The sequence below is a fragment of the Kitasatospora sp. NPDC001547 genome (genome assembly GCF_042894165.1).
Classification (GTDB): domain Bacteria; phylum Actinomycetota; class Actinomycetes; order Streptomycetales; family Streptomycetaceae; genus Kitasatospora.
Genome location: NZ_JBIAVL010000021.1, coordinates 1 through 18,694, shown reverse-complemented (window position 1 = coordinate 18,694; position 18,694 = coordinate 1). Strand labels below are relative to the sequence as shown.

The window sequence follows — 18,694 nt, the reverse complement described above, 5'->3', positions numbered from 1 at the left end:
GGGGTTGGTGGCGGGGGCCCCCCCCCCCCGGCGGGGGGGGGGGGGGGGGGGGGGGGGGGGGGGGGCGGGGGGGCCCCCCCGCCCCCCCCCGCGCCGTACCCCGGTCACAACAGCGCGTAGAGGGCCGAGGCGTCGTCGTGCGTCTTGCCGCGCGGCCAGCGCTCGCACTCGGCGTCCGCCCGCTCCACCGCCCGGACCTGGGCGATCAGCTCGCCCGGCCCCGACTCGTCGAGCAGCCGCAGCACATCGCCCCAACTCCCCAGCCCGAAGCGCTCGGTGTAGCGCGAGGCGCCGTCGGTGAGGGCGGCCAGCGCGCGCAGTCCGTCCAGCGGGACGAAGCCGGTCTCGGCGTGCTCGGCCGCCCGCGGGCTGGCGGCGGCGATCCACGGGCCGTTGCCCCGGTTGCGGGCGGCCCGCACGGCCAGCGCGTACTCCAGGTGCAGCGCGGCGCGTTCGGCCGAGCCGGGGACGGTCTGCCAGACCTTCCGGCGCAGCGCCTCCCCGCCGGGGAAGCGCTGGTTGTCCCCGATCACCCTCGGCGGGCCGTCCTTGGGCTCCAGCACCAGCAGGGAGTCGCCGAGCACCAGGTACTCCAGCGCCCCGCCGTGCCGCCGGGCCGCGACGACCATCGCGGCGGGGGTGTTGGGATGGGCCAGGTCGCAGCGGCCGCCGTGCAGCGCGGCCGTCTCCACGATGGCGTCGGCCAGGCACTCGGCGATCGAGCGGTCCGGCCGGTCGGTGAGCCGGGCGAGCAGGTGCACGCCCAGCCGGCGCACGTACCAGGCGGTGCCGTGCCGGCACCCGGACTCCAGGCCGGTCGGCGAACTCGCGCCGTCCAGCAGGACCAGCGCCTCCGGCGAGGCCGCCGCGAAGTCCTCGCTCTCGCGGTCGGGCCGCCGTGCTTCCCCTGCGAGCTGTAGCTGCATCCCGACAGTGTGGCCGCCGCCCCCGGCCCGCGCCCAGACCCGTGCGCCGGTGCGGCGCCGGCCGGTGCGCGGTGCCCGGTGGCAGCGGGGGTGATTCGGCCATACCGTCGGACAGTGACCGGACGATTCGGCCAATCGGAGCGGGTCGGGTTTGGGATCACCTTCGGGTGTCCGGGCCGCCCGCGACTGACGAGGAGCGGAAGATGTTCTGGCAGTTCATCGTGGTGCTGGCCGCCTCGCTCGGCTTCCCGACCGCCGTACTGCTCTTCCTGATCGGCGGGCCGCGCTTCCCCGACGAGCGGCGCGGCCCCGACACCCGGGGCACCCACACCCGGGGCACCGGGAGCTCCCGGATCGCCTAGGCCTTCCGGGATCCCCTGTGTCCCGGACGCCCCCGACGCCCGCAGCCCCGCCGCCCCGAGTCCGCTGGGCCGCTACGGCTTCCAGGCCGGGTCGCGGCCGAGCAGCGCCAGGGCGCGGGCCGACCGGCCGTCGCCACCGCCGGGTTCGAGCCCCGGACCGAAGGCCCGCCCGGGCGCCCTGGCCTCCGGGGTGCTCGGGACGGCCTGCGCCACCGTCAGCAGCGCGGTGGCCAGCGCGTCGTCGCCGTCCACCGCCGCGACCAGCCCGTCCCGGGTGCCCAGCGCGGCGGCCGCGTCCCAGCCGTGCACCAGGGTGTCCAGCAGGTGGAAGCCCACCGCCGCGGCGAACGGGAACGGCCCGCCGTCGCGGATCTCTGGCAGCCAGAGCGGCCGCTCCGCGGCGGCCGCCGCCCGGAAGGCCGCCGTGAGGTCGGCCCCGCTGCGGCGGAAGGCGCCGGCCGGGTCGGCGCCGAGCGGGGCGTCCGCGAACAGCGCCGGGTCCGGCCCGGCGCCGCGGGCGGCCGCGGTGAAGCCCTGGTGCTGGCCCACGCAGTGCTCCAGAAGTCCGCGCAGCGTCCAGCCGGCGCAGGGGGTCGGCAGGTCCAGCTGGTCCGGCCGCACGCCGTCCACCACCTGGACGGCCAACTCCATGGCCCGCGCGTGCAGTTCGACGATCACGGTGCTCCTCATGCGGCAGCGGCCTCCAGTCCGGCGGAGATGAATCCGATCACCTGGTCGACGACCGCCGGCTCGGCGATGACCCGGCGGTGGCCGAGCCCCCGGGTGACCACCAAGTCCAGCCGCTCCCCGTACGCCCTGCGCAGCCGGTGCGCCTCGCTCAACGGGACGACGGTGTCGTCCTCGTCGTGCACCACCAGGACCGTGCCGCCGACCGCGTCGACCTGGCGGGCCGCGTCGTAGCGCTCCCAGCCCCCGGCGTCCCCGCCGAACAGCTCCTGTTCGATCCGCGCCCGCAACGCCCGCTCCACGTCGGCGTTCAGCCCGAGCCCGGCGCAGAACGCGGCCGGGAAGAAGCCGACCCGGGACACCCCGGAGACGGCGGCCAGCCGCCCCGCCCGCAGGCCGTCGGCCAGCGCCCCGAAGGCCGCGCAGCCACCGAGCGAGTGCGCCACCACGCCCTCGAACGGCCCGTACCGGTCCTGGAGCCGCAGCGCGAGCTCGCGGTACTCCGGCACGCTGGTGGTCCGGCCGCCGGAGTCGCCGTGCCCCGGCGCGTCGAAGGCGACGGCGCTCAGCCCGAGCGCCCGCAGCCGGGGGACGTACGGGGCGAACCGGGAGGCCCGGGAGCGCCAGCCGTGCAGCAGCAGCACCGGCCGCTCGCCGCTTCCCCAGCGGTAGCCGACCACCGGCTTGCCGCCCACGGAGAGCCGTTCGGTCACCGCCCGCTCGTGCACCTCCCGCTCCGAACCGCGCACCCGGCTGCGCCGCAGCGGGTGCCTGAACAGCTCGAAGGCGGCCCGCCCGGCCAGGCCGGGGGCGATCCGGGCGGTGGGGTTGAGGGTCGTACGGATCAGTCCCTGAGTCGGGTCCATCGGGTCTCCCTGCTCTCCGCGCTCCTTGTCACGCCTCGCTCGGGCGAGATATTAGCACGACCGTTCGTGCAGTTTTCCGGGGATTCCCCGGGCCCGCCCAGGCTCGCGTCCGGGCCCGCCACGGCCCACGCACTACCCTGGGCGGCACCCACGACGAGCAGAACAGGGGCGGACGATGGCCGGACCGACCACGGACGGACGGGTTCTACGCGGCGAGGAGACCCGCCGGGCGGTGCTGCGCCGCGCCGTCGAGATCGCCTCCGTCGAGGGCCTGGACGCGCTCTCCATCGGCCGCCTCGCCACCGACCTCGGCCTCAGCAAGAGCGGCGTCTTCGCCGGCTTCGGTTCCAAGGAGGAACTGCAGCTGGCCACCGTCCGCGCCGCCCGCCGGATCTTCGCCGACGCCGTCGTCACCCCGGTCGCCGACACCCCGCCCGGCCTCGCCCGGGCCCGGGCCCTCTGCGAGGGCTGGCTCGCCTACTCCCGCGCCCGGGTCTTCCCCGGCGGCTGCTTCTTCTACGAGGTCACCGCCGAGTTCGACGCCCGCCCCGGCGCCGTCCGGGACGCCCTGGCCGGCTGCGCCGGCGAGTGGTTCGACACCGTCGTCGAGACCCTCCACGACGCCCGGGCCGCCGGCGCCCTGCGCCCCGACACCGACCTCGGGGACCTCGCCTTCGCCCTGATCGCCGTCCTGGAGACGGCCAACTCCCAGGCCGTGCTGCACGACGAGGACACCCCGTACGAGCGGGCCGGCCGCCTGCTGCTGCGCCTGCTGCGCGCCGAGGCCGCCGACCCGGCCGACCCGGCGCTCGTCTAACCGTCCGCCAGGGCCCGTTCGACCAGGGCGGCCTGGGCCAGCAAGCGCTCGTCGCCGCCCTCCGCCCCGACCACCTGGAGCCCCAGCGGCAACCCCTCCCGGGTCCGCCCGGCCGGCAGGCTCAGCGCCGGCCGCCCGAGGAAGCTCCACGGCAGCGACATCACCGCGTCCCCGGTGCTGTGCAGGCCCTCCGGCGCGCCGCCGGTCGCCGAGGGCGCCAGCCACAGGTCCACCCCGGCCGCCGCGCCCGCCTCCGCCACCCGCTCGCGCAGCCGCTCCCGGAACCGCAGGGCGGCCGCCCGGTCCTCCGCCGTGACGCCCTGGCCGGCCCGGATGCCCGCCACCGTCTCCGGCCGGTAGAGCCCGCCGAAGCGGGCGAACCAGTCGGCGTGGCTCCGGGCCAGCTCGAAGCGGTTGACCGTCTGCAACTGCCGGACGATCCCGGCGAAGTCCGGGAACAGCTCGACCCGGCGCACCGCGAACCCGGCCCGCGCCAGCCGCGCCGCCTGCTCCTCGAAGGCGCGCAGCGCGGCCGGTTCGGCCCGCTCCAGGTACGTCCCGTCCGGCACCCCGAGCACCGGCGCTTCCGACCCGTCCCGCACCGCCCGCCAGCCGTCGCAGAGCAGCGGGGCCGCCAGGGCCGCGCCCGCCAGGTCGGCGGTGAAGATCCCGAGGGTGTCGAAGCTCGGCGCGTTCGGGATCACCCCGGTGGTCGGGATCCGGCCGTACGTCGGACGGAAGCCCACCACCCCGCAGTACGCGGCCGGGCGGACCACCGAGCCGACCGTCTGGGTGCCGACCGCCAGCGGCACCAGCCCGGCCGCGACCGCCGCCGCCGAACCGCTGCTGGAGCCGCCCGGGGTGTGCCCGGGATGGTGCGGGTTGCGGGTCGGGCCCGGGGCGCTCGCGGCGAACTCGGCGGTCACCGTCTTGCCCGCGACCAGCGCCCCCGCCGCCCGCAGCCGGTCCACCACCACGGCCTGCGGCCCGGCCAGCACCCCGGGCGGCAGCGCCGAACCGCCGTGGGTGGGCAGCCCGTCCACGTGCACGACGTCCTTGACGCCCACCGCCACCCCGTACAGCGGCGGCCGCCCGACCGGCTCCGGGTACCGCGCGGCGAGCTCCCGCGCCTGCGCCCGCAGCCGTCCGTGCCGCCCCGGCTCCGGCACGAACGCGCGGACCAACGGGTCCACCCGCTCGACCAGCGCGCACAACCGGTCCACGTACTCGGGCAGTTCCGGCACACCGGCGCGCAGCCCGGCGGCCTCGTCGGTCAACGGCCGCCACCGGACGAGTGGTTCCTCCATGCCGGTCACGGTAGACCGGCCTCAGGGGCGGTGTTCGCCCGCCAGGTACGGCGCCTCGCGCAGGAAGTACGCCCCGCAGGTGTGGCAGCACAGCTCCGGGGTCCTCCCCCAGTCCACCGCCTCCCGCACCCGCGCCCCCGGATCGAGCTCCCGCCCGCACATCGCGACGCTCTCCTCACCCCGGACCACGTGCCACAGCCGAACCCCCTCGGCCGCACCGCCGGCGCCGTACTCGGCTCGCATCTGGTGCATCATCCCCCCATCGTCCGATCCCCTCCCACCCCCGGCAACCGGGGCCCGCGGCCACCGGGCCGGGCCGGGCGACGGTCAGGACGCGGCCTGGAGCAGCGCTCCGTCCTGCCACTTGAGGATCTTGTCGAAGCTGACGATCGCCCCGCGCAGGGGGTGGTTGCGCAGCTGGACGTGGTCGGTGAGGGCGTGGATGAGGAAGAGGCCGCGGCCGGATTCGGCGGTGAGGTCGGGGAGGGCGTCCAGGTCGACCGGGCGCAGGGTGGGGGCGCTGGGGCGGCAGGGCAGGACGTGGGTGTCGTACGGGTGGCCGTCGCGGCGGGGGTGGTGGGCGGCGAGGACGCGGGCCGGGACGGTGGCGCGGCCGCGGCGGGTGCGGCGCGGGGCGCGGCCGGGCAGTGCCGGACGGGCCTGGGCCGGGGCGGCCGGGCGGCGGGCGGGCGCGGCGGCGGGGGCGGGCAGGCCGGGGCCGGAGTCGGTGACCTCGATCCGCAGCCGGTCGCCGCAGATCGAGGCGGTGACCTGGAAGCCGTCGTCGGGCCGCCCGGTGGCGCCGTGCTCGACGGCGTTGGCGCAGGCCTCGGTGAGGGCGACGCCGAGGTCGTCCGCGATCTGCGGGTCGACGCCCGCGGTCGCCATCGCACCGAGCAGGATGCGCCGGGCCAGCGGAACGCTGGCCGGGTCGCGCTTGAGGTGCAGAGTCCACCAGATGTCCACGGGAGGTCCCTCCTGGCTGCGGCTCCACATACAACTAGGTATCTCCGGGCGATTCCCGGGTGAACCGTGCCCGGGGGCCGCTACCGCCCGTTCGGCGGATGGACCGGGGGACGGGGTCTGTGCCGGGCGACGCGTACGCCCCCTCGCACGCCGCGGCCGAAAGGGGCATTCGTAGGGATTTCCCACCCTGCCCGTGTCGGTGGCGTACGCAATGAGAGGATGGCCCGGCCATGACTGCCCTCGCCGCCGCCCCGCTCCCGGGCGCCCCAGGACCGGCCCGGCCGGTGGGGTCCGCCGCCTGGGACCTGCGGCTTGCCCGGGCGGTCCCGTTCGCGCTGGTGTGCACCCTGATCGCGGCCGCCGGGCACGCCCTGGCGGGCGGCGGGAACGTGCCGCCGACCGCGCTGGCGCTGGGCTTCGCCGCGGTGCTGGCGTTCGCGGCGGTCTGCGGCGGGCGGGAGCGTTCGCTGGCGGCCATTGCCGGGGCGCTGGGCGCCGGTCAGCTCGGACTGCACTGCCTCTTCCACGGCTTCGACGGCTCGATGCCGGGCATGCACCACGGCGGCTCCGGTCCGCTGACCGTGCCACAGGTGGCCGGCCGGCTGATCTGCAACGAGGCCCGGCCCGGCACGCTGGTCGGCCTGGCCGGCGGCCCGTCCCCGGAGCAGCTGGTCTCCTCCGCGGGCCTGGATCCGCACGCGTTCGCCGCCGCGCCCTGGTGGCAGGCCGGCCTGTTCGGCATGACGCCGTCGATGCTGGCCGGGCACCTGGGCGCCGCGCTGGTCGCGGGCTGGTGGCTGCGGCGCGGCGAGGCGGCGCTCTGGCGGCTGCTGCGGGTGGCCGCCACGGCGGCCCGGGAGCACTGGGCGGCGCCGCTGCGTACGGCGTTCGCGCTGGTGGCCGCGCTGCTGCGCGGGCTGTTCGGCGTGGCCGGCCCGGCCCGCCGGTTCGGTGCCCGGGGCGGGGAGAGCCTGTTCCCGGCGGGTGCCGTGCTGCGGCACAGCGTGGTGCGGCGCGGCCCGCCGTGCGGGGCCCTCGCGTACTGACCGGCGTCTCCTGGCGGCCCTCCGGCCGTACCGGGTGCCCGGTGTGCGCACCGTCCGGCCGTTCCCCGACCACCGGAACGGCCCGAGGCTCTGCCCCCCACCTCCCCGCGCGCGGCCCCGCGGCACGGCTCACGTCCGTCGCCCGGCACCGGCCGCCGCCGAGCTCCGATCGGAGACCCGCATCATGCGTTCCCTTCCCACCCGCCGTCTCGCCGCCGTCGCCCTCACCGCCGCCGCCTCCGTGGTGGCGCTGGCCGGCCCCGCCTCCGCGCACGTCACCGTGAACCCGGGCGCCGCCTCCCAGGGCGGCTACACGGCCGTCGACTTCCGGGTGCCGAACGAGAGCGACTCGGCGGGCACGGTGAAGCTGGAGGTCAACCTCCCGCTGGACCACCCGCTGGCCTCGGTCCGGACCCTGCCGCTGCCGGGCTGGACCGCCACGGTCGAGAAGGCCAAGCTCGACAAGCCGATCAAGGTGCACGGCAACGACGTCACCGAGGCCGTCTCCAAGATCACCTGGACCGCCGACACCGGCACCAGGATCGCCCCCGGCCAGTTCCAGGAGTTCCGGGTCTCGCTCGGCCCGCTGCCGACCGACACCGACAACCTGGTCTTCAAGACGCTCCAGACCTACGACAACGGCGACGTCGCCCGCTGGATCGACGAGAGCAAGGACGGCCAGCCCGAGCCGGCCAAGCCCGCGCCCGTCCTGAAGCTCACCAAGGCCGCCGCGGGCGACGGCCACGGCGTCACCGCCTCGCCGGCCGCCGGCGCCCACGGGGACAGCTCCGACCACGCCGCCGCCTCCGGCGACGCCGACTCCGGCGACTCCACCGCCCGCACGCTGGGCGTGGTCGGCATCGTGGTCGGCGTGATCGGCACCGCCGTCGGCGTGCTCGGCCTGCGCCGCAGGAGCGGCGGCTCCGCCTCCTGATCCCCGCGCCGGCGGGGCCGCGTCCCTCCACCGGGCGCGGCCCCGCCGGCGGTCCCACCCCCGCACGATCGGAACTCCCATGCCCCGCACCACCCGCACCACCCGGCTGGCCGGCGCCGCCGCCCTCGCGCTGGCCGCCGCCCTGACGCTCTCCGCCTGCGGCTCCTCCGGCGGCGGCTCCACCGCCGCCAAGGTCACCCGGCAGAAGGAGGACACCCCGTACCAGGGCACCAAGCTCGCCAAGAACTTCGAGAAGCCGGACCTCCAGCTGACCGACACCTCCGGCCAGCCCTTCGACCTGCGCCGGCAGACCAACGGCAAGGCCACCCTGCTGTTCTTCGGCTACACCAGCTGCCCGGACGTCTGCCCGACCACCATGGGCGACATCGGCGTCGCGATGAAGGCGCTCTCCCCCGAGGACCGGCAGAAGGTCAACGTCGTCTTCGTCTCCACCGACCCGCAGCGCGACACCCCGAAGGTGCTGCGCACCTGGCTGGACTCGATGGGCAGCGACTTCATAGGCCTCACCGGGGACCTGGCCAAGGTGAAGACCGCCGCCAAGTCGCTCGGCATCATGATCGAGGACCCGGTGGTCAACGGGGACGGCACGGTCACCTCCACCCACGGCGCGCAGGTGCTGGCCTTCCTCCCCTCGGACGACAAGGCGCACGTGCTCTACATGAGCGGCACCGAGGAGAAGACCTACGAGCACGACCTGCCGCTGCTCGCCAAGGGGGTCGCGGCGTGACCCCGGCGCAGACCGGAACCCGCCGCTTCCGCCGCAGCGCCCTGCTCGGCGCCGTCGTCGCGACGGCCCTGGGCGGCGGCGCCATCCTGGCCGCCTGCGGGACGGACGCCGGCTCCGGCGGCCAGGGCGGTGCCGGCGGCCCGGCCCGGCTCAGCGTCGCCGACAGCTACGTCCCGCTGCCCCCGGCCGGCGGCATGGCGGCCGGCTACCTGACGGTCCGCAACGACGGCGGGCAGGACCAGCTGCTCAAGGTGACCAGCCCGGCCGCCGAATCGGTCACCATGCACCGCTCGACCGAGTCGACGATGAAGCAGGTGGACAGCCTGGACGTGCCCGCGCACGGCGCCCTGCAGCTCGCCCGGGGCGGCAACCACCTCATGATCACGGGGTGGCGGAAGGCCCCGGTCCTCGGCGACGAGCTGGAGCTCGACCTCACCTTCGCCAAGTCCGGCACCATCTCCGTCAAGGTGCCGGTCAAGGAGCTCACCTACCGCCCGAACCAGAGTTAGGGGACCGCCACCATGCAGTCGGTCGGCCTGGAGAAGGCCACCCACCGCCGGACCGCCGGGGTGCTCGGAGTGCTCGGCGCCCTGCTCGCGCTGATGCTCGCGGGCGCCGGGCCGGCCTCCGCGCACGCCGTCCTGGATTCCACCGACCCGCGGCAGAACTCGGTGGTCGCCACCGCCCCGCAGGCGGTGACGCTGACCTTCAGCGAGTCCGTCTCGCTCTCCGGCGACTCCGTCCGGGTGCTCGACCCGGCCGGCAAGGCCGTGGACACCGGCGACCCGGCGCACGCCGACGGCAAGGGCAACACCGCCCGGGTCGGGCTGCGGAGCGGGCTGGCCAACGGCACCTACACGGTGGCCTGGCGGGCCGTCTCGGACGACTCGCACCCGGTCGGCGGGGCGTTCACCTTCTCGATCGGCGCGCCCTCGGACACCTCGGTGTCGGCCACCGCGCTCCAGGACGTCGAGGCCGACGGCCTGGTCGCCGCCCTGTACGGCACCGGCCGCACCGTCGCGTACACCGCCTTCGCCCTGCTGGCCGGCGTCGCCGCCTTCGTGCTGGTCTGCTGGCCGGCCGGCACCGCCCGGCGCCGGGTGCAGCGGCTGCTGATGACCGGCTGGACGGCGCTGCTGGTCTCCACCGTGGCGGTGCTGATGCTGCGCGGCCCGTACGAGCGCGGCTCGGGTGTCGGGCAGGCCTTCGACCTGTCGCTGATCCGCGCCACGCTGGACGAGCGGATCGGCACCGCGCTGGCCGCCCGGCTGCTGCTGCTCGCGGCGGGCGGGGTGTTCCTGTCGCTGCTGGTCGGACAGCTGGGGCAGCCGCCGCGGCCCGTCGTCCCGCAGCCGCGGGACGAGGCGGAGCGCGACTCCGACGGCTCCGACGGCTCCGGCAGCCCGGTGGCGTCCGAGGAGGACGCCGAGGCGGCCGAGCTGCGCGAACTGCGCGAGCTGGAGCAGCGGGCCGCCGAACGGCCGCAGCGCGAGGTCCGGCTCGGCCTCGGCGTGGCCGGGCTGGTGCTGGCGGTCGCTCTCTCGGCGACCTGGGTCGGCGCCGACCACGCCTCGGTGGGCATCCAGGTCTGGCTGGCGCTGCCGCTCGGCATCCTGCACCTGCTCGCCATGGCGCTCTGGCTGGGCGGGCTGGCCGCGCTGCTGGTCGCCCTGCGCGAGGGCGTCGGCGCCGAGGTGGTGGACCGCTTCTCGAAGATCGCCTTCGGCTCGGTGGCCGTGCTGGCCGCCACCGGGATCTACCAGTCCTGGCGCGGCCTGGGCAGCTGGGGCGCGCTGACCGGCACCGAGTACGGGCGGCTGCTGCTGGTGAAGAGCGGCTGCGTGGTCGCGATGCTCGGCGTCGCCTGGATGTCCCGTTCCTGGCTGGCCAGGCTGCGCTCGGCCCCGGCCGAGGCGGTGGAGGTCGCCCCGGCCGAACTGCCGGAGCCGGTCGCCGTGGCGGCCCACGGCGAGGACCCGGTCCGGCAGGCCCAGCTGGAGCGCCAGCGGGCCGCCCGGCAGAGCGCCGGACGCGACCGCGGGCTGACCCCGACCCGGGCCGGGCTGCGCCGCTCGGTGCTGGTCGAGGCGCTGGTCGCGGTGGCGGTGCTGGTGGTCACCACGATGCTCACCAACTCCCCGCCCGGGCGGGTGGCGGGCGAGATCAGGGCCGGGGCGGCCGCCGCTCCGGGTGCCGGCGGGGCCGCGGCGGGGGCGGCGCCGCAGACCGAGCCGGGCCGCACCGTCGAGCTCAAGCTCCCGTACGACACCAAGGGCCGGACGCCGAACGCCAAGGGCACCGCGACCGTCACCCTCAACCCGGCCCGGACCGGTCCGAACGAGGTGCGGCTCGCGCTGGACGGCGCGGACGGGCAGCCGGTGGACGTCCCCGAGGTGCAGCTCGCCTTCACCCTGCCGGACCGCGATCTCGGCCCGCTGCCGGTCGCGCTCACCCCGGAGGGCACCGGCCGCTGGACCGGCACCGCGCAGCTGCCGCTGGCGGGCAACTGGGTGGTGTCGGTGCAGGTCCGCTCCTCCGACATCGACCAGACCACCCCGACCCAGCAGTTCAAGATCGGATGAGCGGGGTGACGGACCTCTCGACGGGCCACGGGTCGCCCGACCGCGCCCCGGCGGAGCAGTCGTCGGCGGAGCACGCGTCGACGGGCCCCGGGGGCTTCACCCGGCGGGCGCTGCTCGGCACCGCCGGGGCCGGGCTGCTGGCCGGCGCCGGCGCGGGCGTCGCCGGGGCGGTCGCCCTGGAGGGGCGGCCCGGCCCGGCGGCGCTCCCGGCGGGCCCGGCCGGCGGGGCACTGGGCACGGCCCGGGTGCCGTTCCGCGGCGAGCACCAGGCCGGGATCACCGACCCGGCGCAGGCCAGGGTCCAGCTGGCCGCCTTCGACCTGGCCGAGGGCGTCGGCCGGGACGGGCTGCGCACCCTGCTGCAGCGCTGGACGAGGGCGGCCGAGCGGCTGACCGCCGGGGAGCCGGCCGAGGAGTTCGACAACCAGGTCGCGCTGGACGCCGGGCCCTGCTCGCTCACCGTCACGGTCGGCTTCGGGGCCGCGCTGTTCGACAAGGCCGGGCTGGCCGACCGCCGCCCGCCCGGGCTCGAACCGCTGCCCGCCTTCCCCGGCGACGCGCTCGACCCGGCCCGCGGCGACGGCGACCTGTTCGTCCAGATCGGCGCGGACGACGCCCTGGTCACGGTGCACGCCCTGCGGGTGCTCCAGCGGCTGGCGGCCGGTACGGCGGCGCAGCGCTGGCAGTCGGCCGGCTTCGCCCGCACCCCCGGCGCCGCCGCCCGGCCGGTGACCGGGCGCAACCTGATGGGCCAGATCGACGGCACCAACAACCCCAGGCCGGACGAGGAGGGCTTCGCCGCCAAGGTGTTCTGCGCCGCCGGCGGCGACCAGCCGGCCTGGCTGGCCGGCGGCTCGTACCTGGTGTTCCGGCGGATCCGGATGCTGCTGGACCACTGGGAGGCGCTGCCGGTGGACCGGCAGGAGCGGGTGATCGGGCGGCGCAAGTCGGACGGCGCCCCGCTCGGCGCGCCCGCAGGGGCCGGCGAGCGGTCCCCGGTCGACCTCTCCGCGCAGGGCCCGGACGGCACCCTGGCGATCCCCGCCGACGCGCACATCCGGGTCGCCGCCCCGGCGGCCAACGGCGGGGCGGCGATGCTGCGGCGCGGCTTCTCGTACCACGACGGGCTGCTGCCGGACGGTTCGCCGGACGCCGGGCTGCTCTTCCTCGCCTTCCAGGCCGACCCGCGCAGGGGCTTCACGCCGGTGCAGCGCAAGCTCTCCCGGGGCGACGGCCTCTCCCGCTTCCTGCGGCACGAGGCCGGCGGCCTGTACGCGCTGCCGCCGGGCGCACCGCCCGGCGGCTACCTCGGCCAGCAGTTGCTGGAGGGGTAGTTCCGCCCGGGTCCGGCGACGGACCCGCGAAGTCCACCGCCGCGGTCCCGGCCACCGGAACGCTTTCCTGCCGGGGCCGCGGACTCGTTATGGTGACTGCTTCGGCACAACCCGCCCGCGCAGCACCCGAGATCCCACGGAGGCGTCATGTCGGCCACCCGCTACACCTACCTCGGACCGGCCGGCACGTTCACCGAGGCCGCCCTGCACACCCTGCCCGAAGCGGCGACCCGGGAGCTGGTGCCGCTGTCCTCGGTGGCGCTGGCGCTGGACGCGGTGCGCGGCGGGGACGCGGCCGGGGCGTTCGTCCCGATCGAGAACTCGGTGGAGGGCGCGGTCACCGCGACCAACGACGAACTCGCCTCCGGCGCACCGCTGATGATCTACCGTGAGGTGCTGCTGCCGATCACCTTCGCGCTGCTGGTGCGGCCGGGCACCGAGCTGTCCGGGATCAAGACGGTGACCAGCCACCCGGTGGCCCAGCCGCAGGTGCGGCGCTGGCTGGCGGCGAACCTGCCGGAGGCGAAGTGGGAGTCGGCCGCCTCCAACGCGGACGGCGCCCGGCTGGTCGCCGAGGGCCGCTACGACGGCGCGTTCGCGGGCGAGTTCGCGGCGCCGATCTACGGGCTGGAGCCGCTGGTCAAGGAGATCGCGGACGCGAAGAGCGCGGCGACCCGCTTCGTGCTGGTCGGCCGCCCTGGGCGGGTCTCCTCGCCGACCGGCGCGGACAAGACCTCGATGGTGGTCTGGCTGCCGGACGACCACCCGGGTGCGCTGCTGGAGCTGCTCCAGGAGTTCGCGGTGCGCGGGGTCAACCTGATGCGGATCGAGTCCCGCCCGACCGGTGAGGGGATGGGCAGCTACTGCTTCCTGATCGACTGCGAGGGCCACCTGTCCGACCGCCGGGTCGGCGAGGCGATGATGGGCCTCAAGCGGATCTGCCCGCAGGTGCGGTACCTCGGCTCCTATCCGCGTGCCGACCGGCAGCCGACCGCCCACCGGCGGCCGGGGACCTCGGACGCGGATTTCACCTCGGCGGCGGACTGGCTCTCCCGCGCACTCGACGGCCGCGCCGACATCTGAGCCACGCCTTTTGCCTTTCGGACCTTTTCCGACCGTTGTGGACCGTTCCGGACCGGGCCGATCAGGGCGGTCGGGCCACCTCCCCCGTCGTCCACAGGCCGCCCGGGCCGCGACCCCGCTGTCCACAGGCCCTCCGCTGTCCACAAGCCCGGAGTTATCCACAGGCCTGGGGACGAGTCGACAAACCGGTATAGCCATTGCCCAGAACGGGTCGGATCATCGGTTTGCATCGCAGAGATGACCAATCGGACCAGAGTCACCCGGTTGCCAGCAAATCACCCGTCCGAGTGGTTCAATTCCCTCACTCGAGAAGGTTGATTGAGGTTTGAAACCTCAATCCCCTGGTTCGTTCACGCGGAAGGCGATCCTCCCCTTTGATCCACAGGCCTGCGGCCGAACCTGTGGATAACCTGCCGCCGCGCGGTGGCCCCCAGAAGTTATCCACAGGCCCGGGGGAGTTATCCCCAGGGGAAAAGCGGTACCGGTGGAGGAACGGTCGCCCGGTACGCTAGGGCCTGTGATTGACCTTCGCCTGCTCCGTGAGGACCCTGACCGAGTGCGCGCCTCGCAGCGCGTCCGTGGCGAGGACGTCGACCTGGTCGACGCCCTCCTCTCCGCCGACGAACGGCGCCGGTCCTCGGGCAGCCGCTTCGACGAACTGCGCAACGAGCAGCGGGTGCTCGGGAAGCAGGTCGCCCAGGCCAAGGGCGACGAGAAGGCCGCCCTGCTCCAGCGCACCAAGGACCTCGCCGCCGAGGTCAAGGCCGCCGACGCCGAGCAGAGCGCGGCCAAGGAGGAGGCCGACCGCCTGCTCCGCTCGCTGGCGAACCTCATCGACCCGGCCGCCCCGGTCGGCGGCGAGGAGGACTTCGTCACCCTCGAGGAGATCGGCACCCCGCGCGACTTCGCCGCCGAGGGCTTCGAGCCCCGCGACCACGTCGAGCTCGGCCAGATCCTCGGCGCGATCGACACCGAGCGCGGCGCCAAGGTCGCCGGAGCCCGGTCCTACTACCTGACCGGCGTCGGCGCGCTGCTGGAGCTCGCCCTGGTCAACATGGCGATCGCCCAGGCCACCGCGGCCGGCTTCATCCCGATGATCACCCCGACCCTGGTCCGCCCGGCCGCCATGGACGGCACCGGCTTCCTCGGCCAGGCCGCCGAGAACGTCTACCACCTGGCCGAGGACGACCGGTACCTGGTCGGCACCAGCGAGGTCCCGCTCGCGGCGTACCACATGGACGAGATCCTCGACGCCGACAAGCTGCCGCTGCGCTACGCCGGCTACTCGTCCTGCTTCCGCCGCGAGGCCGGCACCTACGGCAAGGACACCCGTGGCATCATCCGCGTCCACCAGTTCGAGAAGGTGGAGATGTTCGTCTACACCACTCCCGAGGACGCGGAGAACGAGCACCGCCGCCTGCTCCAGTGGGAGAAGGACTTCCTCAACGCGCTGGAGCTGCCGTACCGGGTGATCGACGTCGCCTCCGGCGACCTCGGCGCCTCGGCCGCGCGCAAGTTCGACATCGAGGCGTGGATCCCCACCCAGGGCAAGTACCGCGAGGTCACCTCGACCTCCAACACCACCGAGTACCAGGCCCGCCGACTGTCGATCCGGATGCGCGAGGAGGGCAGGACCCGCCCGCTCGCCACCCTGAACGGCACCCTGGTCGCCATCCCGCGCACCATCGTGGCGATCCTGGAGAACCACCAGCAGGCCGACGGCTCGGTCGTCGTGCCCGAGGCGCTGCGGCCGTACCTCGGCGGGCGGACCGTCCTCCAGCCGGTCAAGTAACCCGGCCGCACCACCCAGCACCACCCGCTACTCCCGGGAGACGTACGGCCCATGAGCACCACCAGCCCCCGCCACGGCTCCCCCGACGGTGGCGACCTGCCCTACCGGCTGGTCGCCACCGACCTCGACGGCACCCTGCTCACCAGCGGGGAGACCGTCTCCGAGCGCACCCGCGCCGCCCTGGCCGCGGCCACCGACGCGGGCGCGCTGCACATCATCGTCACCGGGCGCTCCGCGGTCTGGGCCCGCCCGGTCTTCGACGAGATCGGCTACACGGGCATAGCGGTCTGCGGCCAGGGCGCCCAGGTGTACGACGCCGGCGCGCACAAGCTGCTCACCTCGCTCACCCTGGACCGGCGGCTCGCCGCGCTCGCGATCGAGAAGATCGAGGCCGAGACCGGCCCGCTGGCCGTCGCCGCCAACCAGGACGGCCTCGACGGCCAGGTACTGGCCGGGCCCGGCTACGAGCTGCGGATCGGCTCCGACCTGCCGATCGTCCGGGTCGAGCGCACCGGCCTGTTCGACGCCCCGCTCAGCAAGCTGTACATCCAGCACCACGCCCTCGGCGACGACGCCCTCGCCGAGGCCGCCCGCCGTGCCGCCGGCGACCTGGTCGGCGTGGTGATGGCCGGCGCCGGCGTGGTCGAGCTGCTCCCGCTCGGCCTGTCCAAGGCCACCGGGCTGGCCGTCGCCGCCCGCCGTCTGGGCGTCCGCGGCGCCGACACCATCGCCTTCGGCGACATGCCCAACGACGTCCCGATGTTCGGCTGGGCCGCCCACGGCGTCGCCATGGCCAACGCCCACGAGGAGCTCCTCGCCGTCGCCGACGCCGTCACCGGCAGCAACGACGAGGACGGCGTCGCGGTGGTCCTGGAGGGGCTCTACCCGCCGCGCTGACGCCTCCCGCGAAGGCGCCGGCCCGGCCGTCCGAGCGGGCCGACCGCTGTTCACGGCCTGTTCACGGGTGGGTTGTAGGATGACCGGGCAAGCGGTTGTAGGATGACCGACGACCGGTAGGACGTATGCGGTGGAGAGGGAGGTCCGGCATGAGCGGCGGTTTGCAGGCGGCCGGACGGCGCTCCCTGGTGGACACCGCGATCGAGCAGCTGCGGGAGCAGCTCGCGGGCGGGGCGTGGCCGGTCGGGTCGCGGATCCCCACCGAGCACGAGCTGGCCGAGCAGCTGCAGGTCGGACGGAACACCGTCCGGGAGGCGATCCGGGTGCTGGCGCACGCCGGAATGCTGGTCTCCCGGCAGGGCGAGGGGACGTTCGTCCGCTCCACCAGCGACCCGGCGTCCGTGCTGCGCGGCGTCCAGCGCTCCGGAATCCGGGACGTCCTGGAGGTCCGTGCGGCGCTGGAGACCGAGGGCGCCCGGCTGGCCGCGCTGCGGCACACCCCCGAGGACATCCGGCGGATGCGCGCCGCCCTGGCCCGTGAGGCCGAGGTGTTCGCGGCCCACCCCGAGCGGGCGAGCCGCGAGGCCACCGTCGAGCACGACCTGGAGTTCCACACCGCCGTCGTCGAGGCCGCGCACAACCCGGCGCTGGCCGAGGTGTACCGCTACTTCGGCGCCTCCGTACGCGAGGCGATGACCTCGGCCTTCGGCGACCACGACATGCCCGAGGCGGTCGTCGCCACCCACGAGGCGCTGGTCGACGCGATCGAGAGCGGTGATCCGGACCGGGCGGAGGCGGCGTGTCGTGCGCTGCTCGCCGGCCCGACCGCGGCCGTCGAGCAGCTGCTCGCGGCCATCGCGGCCCGGAAGTAGGACGGCGCGAGCCTCCGTTCCGCCGTCCGCATCCACGCACATTCACGAAAGAACAGCACACCCATGGCCGTCACCCGTGCCCAGCAGCCGGTTGTCACCACTCCCGCCCCGCTCCCCGTCCGCACCCGGCTGGCCCATCCGCTCCTGCTGCTGACCGGCATCGTGCTGGTCGCGCTGAACATGCGCGCCTGCCTGGCCGCGGTCTCGCCGATGGTCGGCGAGATCCAGCGGACCTTCGGCCTGTCCGCCACCGCGGCCGGGCTGATCACCACCGTCCCGGTGCTCTTCCAGGGCGCCGGTGCCCCGCTCACCCCCCGGCTGACCCGCCGCTTCGGCGTCGAGCGGGTGGTGCTCGGCGCGGTGCTGGTGCTGGGCGCGGGCGTGCTGCTGCGGGTGCTGCCCTCGGTGGCGGCCCTGTACGCGGGCTGCGTGGTGATCGGCGTGGCCATCGCGGTGCTGAACGTGTCGATGCCGGGCCTGGTGAAGCGCGAGTTCCCGGACCGCGCGGCCACCATGACCGGCGTCTACTCGACCACCATGCTGGTCGGCGCCACCCTGGCGGCCGGCACCTCCGTCCCGCTGGAGCACGCGCTCGGCGGCGGCTGGCGGGCGTCGCTCGGCGCCTGGTCGCTGCTCGCGCTGGTCGCGGCGGTGGCCTGGCTGCCGCAGGTGCTGCGCTCCCGTCAGGAGCGGCAGGGGACGGCGGCCGCCGCGGCCGGTGCGCCGGGCAAGCCGATCGAGGGCATCTGGAAGTCCCCGCTGGCCTGGCAGATCAGCCTCTTCATGGGCATCTCGTCGCTGCTGGTCTACACCCTGGTCGCGTGGATGCCGACCATCCTGGCCGACCACGGCATGGACCGCGGCGAGGCCGGTCTGGTCTTCGCCTTCTCCAACCTGGTGCAGGTGGCGGGCGCCTTCCTGGTGCCGCTGATGGCCGGCCGGATGACCAGCCAGCGCGCGCTGGCGGTGACCATGGCCGCCCTGAACGGGCTGGGCATCGCGCTGCTGCTGATCGCGCCGGTCTCCGCCGCGTGGGCGTCGGCGACCATCCTCGGGGTGGCCCAGGGCGGTTCGCTGGGCCTGGGGCTGGCGTTCATCGTGCTGCGCACCCGCACCGTGGGCGGCGCCGCCCAGCTGGGCGGGATGTCGCAGGCGATCGGCTACCTGGTCGCGGCGGCCGGTCCGGTCGGCGCCGGGGCGCTGCACCAGCTGACCGGCGGGTGGGAGGCCACCCTGGCGCTGATGCTGGTGCTCGCCCTGGTGGTCGGCGTGGCCGGCTGGGGCGCGGGCCGCAACCGCACGCTCTGAGCCGCTCACCGCGGGAGCACGGCCGTGGGGGGGGGGGGCCCCCCCCGGGGGGGGGGGGCCCCGCGGGGGGGGGGGGGGGGGGGGGGGGGGGGGGGGGGGGCGGGGGGGGGGGGCGGCGGGCCGCGGGGCGGGGGGGCGGGGCGGGGGGGGGGGGGGCGGGCCGCGGG

19 protein-coding genes are annotated in these 18,694 nt (G+C 75.8%); 13 read left to right on the top strand and 6 right to left on the bottom strand.

The features are described 5' to 3' along the window. Positions 1-104: 104 nt before the first annotated feature. Complete coding sequence (locus tag ACFY0X_RS29205; protein WP_387758987.1) at positions 105-926, bottom strand: integrase; 822 nt, start codon at positions 924-926, stop codon at positions 105-107. A gap of 203 nt (positions 927-1,129) precedes the next feature. Here ACFY0X_RS29205 and ACFY0X_RS29200 point away from each other — a divergent pair, with 203 nt between their 5' ends. Then, complete coding sequence (locus tag ACFY0X_RS29200; RefSeq protein ID WP_387758986.1) at positions 1,130-1,288, top strand: hypothetical protein; 159 nt, start codon at positions 1,130-1,132, stop codon at positions 1,286-1,288. A gap of 72 nt (positions 1,289-1,360) precedes the next feature. On the opposite strand, the gene ACFY0X_RS29195 is transcribed toward ACFY0X_RS29200, so the two are convergent. Beyond that, positions 1,361-1,978 carry a TIGR03086 family metal-binding protein gene (locus ACFY0X_RS29195; RefSeq protein WP_387758984.1) on the bottom strand — a complete coding sequence of 206 codons (618 nt, stop codon included), beginning with the start codon at positions 1,976-1,978 and terminating at the stop codon, positions 1,361-1,363. Beyond that, positions 1,975-2,841, bottom strand: a complete 867-nt coding sequence (locus tag ACFY0X_RS29190) for an alpha/beta hydrolase (RefSeq protein ID WP_387758982.1) — start codon at positions 2,839-2,841, stop codon at positions 1,975-1,977. Before ACFY0X_RS29190 ends, ACFY0X_RS29195 begins: the two co-directional genes overlap by 4 nt. A gap of 175 nt (positions 2,842-3,016) precedes the next feature. Here ACFY0X_RS29190 and ACFY0X_RS29185 point away from each other — a divergent pair, with 175 nt between their 5' ends. After that, positions 3,017-3,658 carry a TetR/AcrR family transcriptional regulator gene (locus tag ACFY0X_RS29185; RefSeq protein ID WP_387758980.1) on the top strand — a complete coding sequence of 214 codons (642 nt, stop codon included), beginning with the start codon at positions 3,017-3,019 and terminating at the stop codon, positions 3,656-3,658. On the opposite strand, the gene ACFY0X_RS29180 is transcribed toward ACFY0X_RS29185, so the two are convergent. The 3 genes from ACFY0X_RS29180 to ACFY0X_RS29170 form a co-directional block, all read right to left on the bottom strand. Next, the gene (locus tag ACFY0X_RS29180; RefSeq protein ID WP_387758978.1) at positions 3,655-4,965 is read right to left on the bottom strand and encodes an amidase; all 1,311 of its coding nucleotides are present in this window, start codon (positions 4,963-4,965) and stop codon (positions 3,655-3,657) included. The two genes, ACFY0X_RS29185 and ACFY0X_RS29180, sit on opposite strands and share 4 nt — an antisense overlap. 21 nt (positions 4,966-4,986) lie before the next feature. Beyond that, complete coding sequence (locus tag ACFY0X_RS29175; RefSeq protein ID WP_387758977.1) at positions 4,987-5,220, bottom strand: hypothetical protein; 234 nt, start codon at positions 5,218-5,220, stop codon at positions 4,987-4,989. A 72-nt stretch (positions 5,221-5,292) separates the two neighbouring features. Continuing rightward, positions 5,293-5,931: an ATP-binding protein gene (locus tag ACFY0X_RS29170; protein ID WP_387758976.1), complete on the bottom strand. Its 639-nt coding sequence runs from the start codon at positions 5,929-5,931 to the stop codon at positions 5,293-5,295. A 230-nt stretch (positions 5,932-6,161) separates the two neighbouring features. Between ACFY0X_RS29170 and ACFY0X_RS29165 the strand changes: the two genes are divergently transcribed. From ACFY0X_RS29165 to ACFY0X_RS29115, 11 genes are all read left to right on the top strand, one after another. Further along, positions 6,162-6,977, top strand: a complete 816-nt coding sequence (locus ACFY0X_RS29165; RefSeq protein WP_387758974.1) for a hypothetical protein — start codon at positions 6,162-6,164, stop codon at positions 6,975-6,977. A 184-nt stretch (positions 6,978-7,161) separates the two neighbouring features. Beyond that, complete coding sequence (locus tag ACFY0X_RS29160; protein ID WP_387758973.1) at positions 7,162-7,911, top strand: YcnI family protein; 750 nt, start codon at positions 7,162-7,164, stop codon at positions 7,909-7,911. A gap of 79 nt (positions 7,912-7,990) precedes the next feature. Next, positions 7,991-8,659 (top strand): SCO family protein, encoded by a 669-nt coding sequence (locus ACFY0X_RS29155; protein ID WP_387758972.1) that lies wholly within the window; start codon positions 7,991-7,993, stop codon positions 8,657-8,659. Beyond that, complete coding sequence (locus ACFY0X_RS29150) at positions 8,656-9,168, top strand: copper chaperone PCu(A)C (RefSeq protein ID WP_387758971.1); 513 nt, start codon at positions 8,656-8,658, stop codon at positions 9,166-9,168. Before ACFY0X_RS29155 ends, ACFY0X_RS29150 begins: the two co-directional genes overlap by 4 nt. Before the next feature lie 12 nt (positions 9,169-9,180). Further along, positions 9,181-11,241: a FixH family protein gene (locus ACFY0X_RS29145; RefSeq protein ID WP_387758969.1), complete on the top strand. Its 2,061-nt coding sequence runs from the start codon at positions 9,181-9,183 to the stop codon at positions 11,239-11,241. Further along, complete coding sequence (efeB, locus tag ACFY0X_RS29140) at positions 11,238-12,575, top strand: iron uptake transporter deferrochelatase/peroxidase subunit (protein ID WP_387758967.1); 1,338 nt, start codon at positions 11,238-11,240, stop codon at positions 12,573-12,575. The genes ACFY0X_RS29145 and efeB overlap by 4 nt, the downstream gene beginning before the upstream one ends. Positions 12,576-12,722: 147 nt before the next feature. Then, positions 12,723-13,658: a prephenate dehydratase gene (gene pheA / locus ACFY0X_RS29135; RefSeq protein WP_387758965.1), complete on the top strand. Its 936-nt coding sequence runs from the start codon at positions 12,723-12,725 to the stop codon at positions 13,656-13,658. 517 nt (positions 13,659-14,175) lie between these two features. Next, positions 14,176-15,450, top strand: a complete 1,275-nt coding sequence (gene serS, locus ACFY0X_RS29130; RefSeq protein WP_387758963.1) for a serine--tRNA ligase — start codon at positions 14,176-14,178, stop codon at positions 15,448-15,450. A 51-nt stretch (positions 15,451-15,501) separates the two neighbouring features. Next, positions 15,502-16,347 (top strand): HAD family hydrolase, encoded by an 846-nt coding sequence (locus ACFY0X_RS29125; protein ID WP_387758961.1) that lies wholly within the window; start codon positions 15,502-15,504, stop codon positions 16,345-16,347. Positions 16,348-16,496: 149 nt separating this feature from the next. After that, positions 16,497-17,219 (top strand): FadR/GntR family transcriptional regulator, encoded by a 723-nt coding sequence (locus tag ACFY0X_RS29120; protein ID WP_387758959.1) that lies wholly within the window; start codon positions 16,497-16,499, stop codon positions 17,217-17,219. Positions 17,220-17,282: 63 nt separating this feature from the next. Continuing rightward, positions 17,283-18,527 (top strand): CynX/NimT family MFS transporter, encoded by a 1,245-nt coding sequence (locus tag ACFY0X_RS29115; RefSeq protein ID WP_387758957.1) that lies wholly within the window; start codon positions 17,283-17,285, stop codon positions 18,525-18,527. Positions 18,528-18,694 lie beyond the last annotated feature (167 nt).

What these genes read in the sequence shown, in the direction of transcription:
- ACFY0X_RS29205 (WP_387758987.1), bottom strand. Translation starts at nt 926, where the DNA reads ATGCAGCTACAGCTCGCAGGGGAAGCACGGCGGCCCGACCGCGAGAGC.
- ACFY0X_RS29200 (WP_387758986.1), top strand. Translation starts at nt 1,130, where the DNA reads ATGTTCTGGCAGTTCATCGTGGTGCTGGCCGCCTCGCTCGGCTTCCCG.
- ACFY0X_RS29195 (WP_387758984.1), bottom strand. Translation starts at nt 1,978, where the DNA reads ATGAGGAGCACCGTGATCGTCGAACTGCACGCGCGGGCCATGGAGTTG.
- ACFY0X_RS29190 (WP_387758982.1), bottom strand. Translation starts at nt 2,841, where the DNA reads ATGGACCCGACTCAGGGACTGATCCGTACGACCCTCAACCCCACCGCC.
- ACFY0X_RS29185 (WP_387758980.1), top strand. Translation starts at nt 3,017, where the DNA reads ATGGCCGGACCGACCACGGACGGACGGGTTCTACGCGGCGAGGAGACC.
- ACFY0X_RS29180 (WP_387758978.1), bottom strand. Translation starts at nt 4,965, where the DNA reads ATGGAGGAACCACTCGTCCGGTGGCGGCCGTTGACCGACGAGGCCGCC.
- ACFY0X_RS29175 (WP_387758977.1), bottom strand. Translation starts at nt 5,220, where the DNA reads ATGATGCACCAGATGCGAGCCGAGTACGGCGCCGGCGGTGCGGCCGAG.
- ACFY0X_RS29165 (WP_387758974.1), top strand. Translation starts at nt 6,162, where the DNA reads ATGACTGCCCTCGCCGCCGCCCCGCTCCCGGGCGCCCCAGGACCGGCC.
- ACFY0X_RS29160 (WP_387758973.1), top strand. Translation starts at nt 7,162, where the DNA reads ATGCGTTCCCTTCCCACCCGCCGTCTCGCCGCCGTCGCCCTCACCGCC.
- ACFY0X_RS29155 (WP_387758972.1), top strand. Translation starts at nt 7,991, where the DNA reads ATGCCCCGCACCACCCGCACCACCCGGCTGGCCGGCGCCGCCGCCCTC.
- ACFY0X_RS29145 (WP_387758969.1), top strand. Translation starts at nt 9,181, where the DNA reads ATGCAGTCGGTCGGCCTGGAGAAGGCCACCCACCGCCGGACCGCCGGG.
- efeB (WP_387758967.1), top strand. Translation starts at nt 11,238, where the DNA reads ATGAGCGGGGTGACGGACCTCTCGACGGGCCACGGGTCGCCCGACCGC.
- pheA (WP_387758965.1), top strand. Translation starts at nt 12,723, where the DNA reads ATGTCGGCCACCCGCTACACCTACCTCGGACCGGCCGGCACGTTCACC.
- ACFY0X_RS29125 (WP_387758961.1), top strand. Translation starts at nt 15,502, where the DNA reads ATGAGCACCACCAGCCCCCGCCACGGCTCCCCCGACGGTGGCGACCTG.
- ACFY0X_RS29120 (WP_387758959.1), top strand. Translation starts at nt 16,497, where the DNA reads ATGAGCGGCGGTTTGCAGGCGGCCGGACGGCGCTCCCTGGTGGACACC.
- ACFY0X_RS29115 (WP_387758957.1), top strand. Translation starts at nt 17,283, where the DNA reads ATGGCCGTCACCCGTGCCCAGCAGCCGGTTGTCACCACTCCCGCCCCG.